Below are 3905 nucleotides of genomic sequence, written 5' to 3'. Positions count from 1 at the left end.
GCTACCGCGCCCGGGTGGAGCGGATCCTCGTCGAGGACGGGCGGGCGGTCGGCGTACGGCTGCGGGACGGGCAGGAGCACTTCGCCGACCATGTGATCGCCGCCTGCGACGGGCCGACGGTGCTGGACCGGCTGCTGGAGGGGCGGTGGAGCAGCCCGCGCACCGAGCGGCTGTACACGGAGCTGCTGGACCGGCCGGACAACCTGTACCCGGCGGTGGTCTCCGCGTTCGTCGGGATCGACGGCCCGCTGCCCGCCGGTGAGCCGCACAGCACCACGTACCTCCTCGGTCCGGAGCGGGGCGCGGCGCTGCCGGGGAGCCTCCAGCACAGTCTGGTGGTGCAGCGGCGGTCCGACTACGCCGACGGCTTCGCGCCGGCCGGGAAGTCGGTGCTGCACTGCACGTACTTCACCGACCACCGGTCCTGGCAGGATCTGCGGAAGGCGGACCGGCGGGCGTACCGGGAGCGCAAGCAGGAGGTCGTCGACTTCCTGCGGGGCTTCCTGGCCGAGCGTCATCCGGGCCTCGATGAGCGGATCGAGCTGGTGGACGTGGCGACGCCGGCGACGACGGAGCGGTACACCGGCAACACCTACGGCAGCATCCTGGCCTGGAAGGCGTTCTCCGAGGCCGACGACGTGTCGACCGCGCTGGTGGACCGGGACCGGATGCGGCTGCCGGGGCTGAGCGGCTTCTCGATGGCCGGGCAGTGGACCGGGATGGGCGGCCTGATCCGGGCCGCGACCAGCGGCCGGTACGCGGTCCAGTTCCTCTGCGACGAGCTGGGCCGGGAGTTCCGGGCCTGGCCGAGCGAGGGCGCCGGGCCGTGGCATCCCGGGAGGCTGGGCCGGCTGCCACGACTCGAACAGCGGGGCGACGCCGGGAAGGCGGCGGTGACCGAATGACCAGAAGGACCATGCTGATCGTCGGCGGAGGGCTCGGCGGGCTCTCCACCGGCTGCTACGCCCAGATGAACGGCTATCGCAGCAGGGTGCTGGAGATGCACGAGATCCCGGGCGGTTCCTGCACGGCCTGGGACCGGGGCGACTTCACCCTCGACTGCTGTGTGAGCTGGCTGCTCGGCAGCGGGCCGGGCAACGAGATGCACCAGATCTGGCTGGAGCTCGGCGCGCTCCAGGGCAAGCGGATGCGCAACTTCGATGTGTTCAACACGGTGCGCGGCCGGGACGGGCGGGCGGTCCACTTCTACTCCGATCCGGACCGCCTCGAAGCGCACCTGCTCGCCCTCTCCCCCGGCGACGCCCGGGTGATCCGCGACTTCTGCGCCGGGCTGCGGACCTTCCGCAAGGCACTGGCCCGCTACCCGTTCCTCACCCCGGTCGGGCTCATGGGCCGCCTGGAGCGCTGGCGGATGCTGGCGTCCCTGGTCCCCTACTTCAACGTGATCCGGCGCTCCATCGGCACGCTGATGCGGGACTACTCGCAGCGCTTCCGGGACCCGCTGCTGCGCGAGGCGTTCAACTTCATCCTGTACGAGAAGCATCCCAACTTCCCCGTGCTGCCGTTCTACTTCCAGCTCGCGGCGCACGCCGACGCCTCGGCCGGTGTCCCCGAGGGCGGCTCGCTCGGCCTGGCCCGCTCGGTCGAGGAGCGCTACCGGAGGCTCGGCGGCGAGGTCATGTACAACGCCAGGGTCGTGGAGATCCTGGTGGAGAACGACCGGGCGGCCGGGGTCCGGCTGAGCGACGGCACGGAGCTGCGGGCGGACATCGTGGTCTCCGCCTGCGACGGGCGCACCACGCTCCTCGACCTGCTGAAGGGCCGCTACCTCACCGACACGTACCGGGAGCTGTACACCCGGACCATCACGGAACCCGGCATGGTCTTCCCCGGCTACCTCACGGTCTTCCTGGGGCTGCGCCGGCCCTTCCCGGACGGCGAGCCCTGCACCACGTACCTCCTGGGGGACGCGGTCGCGGAACGGCTCACCGGCATCCGGCACCCCAGCGTCAACGTGCAGTTCCGCAGCCGCCACTACCCGGAGCTGTCGCCGCCGGGCACCTCCGTGGTGTACGCCACGTACTTCTGCGACATCGCGCCGTGGCGGGAGCTGAGCACCGGTCCCGAGCAGTTCACCCGGATCCGCCGCGGCGAGGAGCTGCACACGCTGCCGGTCGGGCGCGGGCGCGACTACCAGCGGGCCAAGCGGCAGGTGCGGGACACGATCGTGGACTTCCTCGACGAGCGGCACCCCGGGCTGCGGGACGCGATCGTGGTGCGGGACGTGTCCACCCCGCTCACCCAGGTCCGCTACACCGGCAACTACGACGGCACGGTGCTCGGCTGGCAGCCGTTCGTGGACAGCGGCGAGACCGTGGAGCAGGAGGTCAAGCGACACGGTCCGGGACTGCCGGGGCTCGCGGACTTCTACCTGTCCGGCGTCTGGGCCACCACCGGCGGCCTGATCCGGGCCGCGGCCTCGGGACGGCACGTCATGCACTTCGTCTGCCGCGACGACGGGCGGCCGTTCACCGCCTCCGTCGACGACAGCGCCCCTCTCCCCGTACAACTCATCGAACCCGCAGGAGCGACCCCGTGAAGACCGAGAAGTGGATCGTCAGCGAGCACAACGACGGCGTGCCGGACGTGGACCGGATGTACGTGAAGGTGGTGGAGGAGCTCAACACCGACCTGGCCGAGGACGAGATGCTGCTGCGCACGCGGTACGTCTCCGTCGACCCCTACCTCCACGGGATCGCCCTGGACACCCCGGTGGGCGACCACATGGGCGCCGACTCGATCATGGAGGTGCTGGCGGCCGGACCGCGGGCGATGTTCGGCGTCGGGGACCTCGTGCAGGGCTTCGGCGGCTGGCGCACCCACCTGGTCAGTAACGGCGCGGGGGCACTGTGGCAGACCGGCACGTTCCCGATGGTCTTCCCCGCGTACCGGAAGCTGGACCCGGCCCACTACGACGAGGCGCTGCCGCTGAGCACCGCGCTCGGCATCCTCGGCGGCGCCGGGATGACCGCGTGGGGCGCCCTCACCACCTTCCTGGCCGTACGGCCCGGCGACACGGTCCTGATCAGCGGCGCGTCCGGCGCGATCGGCACGCTGGTCGGGCAGCTGGCGAAGCGGGCGGGCGCGCGGGTGGTGGGCACGACCGGTTCGCCGGAGAAGGCGGCGCGGCTGACGGCGCTCGGCTTCGACGCCGTCGTCGTCTTCCGGCACGGCGGGGGCCCGGCGCAGCTCCGCGAGGACCTGGCGAAGGCGGCTCCTGGCGGCGTCGACCGGTACTTCGACAACCTCGGCGGGGTCATGACCGACACCGTCTTCACGATGCTCACCGTGGACAGCCGGGTCGCGGTGTGCTGGCAGTGGGCGAGCCAGGTCGGCGGCGAGTGGACCGGGCTCCGGCTGCTGCCGTACATCATGTTCCCGCGCACGACGATCCGCGGGATCTTCGCGCTGGAGTGGTTCACCGAGGACAACTGGGCGGCGCTGCACGCCGAGCTGGGGCCGCTGGTGCGCGCCGGCGAGATCCGCTACCAGCAGACCGTGCACCACGGCTTCGACTCCGTTCCCGCCGCCTACCGCAGCCTGTACACCGACCGTGCGGCGTCCTTCGGCAAGGTGCTGGTCGAGCTGTGAGGCGCGGCCACACCCGGGCGCTCACGGAGGGCCCGAGCCCGGCCGACGCGCACGAGCCAGTCCTGCCGTACCCCGACGGCTGGTTCTCGGTGGCGTTCTCCTCGGAGGTGGTGCGGGGGGCGCTGCTGACCCGGCCGCTCCAGGGCGAGGACGTGGTGCTCTACCGGCTCCGCGACGGTGAGGTGCGGGCGGTCCGCCCGTACTGCCCGCACCTGGGGGCGCACCTCGGGCTCGGCGCACTGGAGGGCGACGAACTGCTGTGCCCCTTCCACCGCTTCGCCTTCGGCCCGGAC

The 3905-nt window shown here is 72.1% G+C and carries 4 protein-coding genes; all 4 read left to right on the top strand.

Annotation, left to right across the window (positions count from 1 at the left end):
* Window positions 1-905: phytoene desaturase family protein (locus VN520_RS03800; protein WP_325745396.1), on the top strand; the 905-nt coding region annotated here is incomplete at its 5' end.
* An 11-nt stretch (window positions 906-916) separates the two neighbouring features.
* On the top strand, window positions 917-2560 hold the full coding sequence (locus VN520_RS03795) for an NAD(P)/FAD-dependent oxidoreductase (RefSeq protein WP_325745397.1): 1644 nt from the start codon (window positions 917-919) through the stop codon (window positions 2558-2560).
* Window positions 2557-3612 (top strand): NADP-dependent oxidoreductase, encoded by a 1056-nt coding sequence (locus tag VN520_RS03790; protein WP_325745395.1) that lies wholly within the window; start codon window positions 2557-2559, stop codon window positions 3610-3612. Before VN520_RS03795 ends, VN520_RS03790 begins: the two co-directional genes overlap by 4 nt.
* Window positions 3609-3905 (top strand): Rieske (2Fe-2S) protein (locus tag VN520_RS03785; RefSeq protein ID WP_325745394.1); only part of this gene is annotated, 297 nt, incomplete at its 3' end. The genes VN520_RS03790 and VN520_RS03785, both read left to right, overlap by 4 nt.

This window comes from Streptomyces sp. (assembly GCF_035563135.1).
Lineage (GTDB): Bacteria > Actinomycetota > Actinomycetes > Streptomycetales > Streptomycetaceae > Streptomyces.
This window is presented reverse-complemented; position numbering and strand designations above follow the sequence as displayed.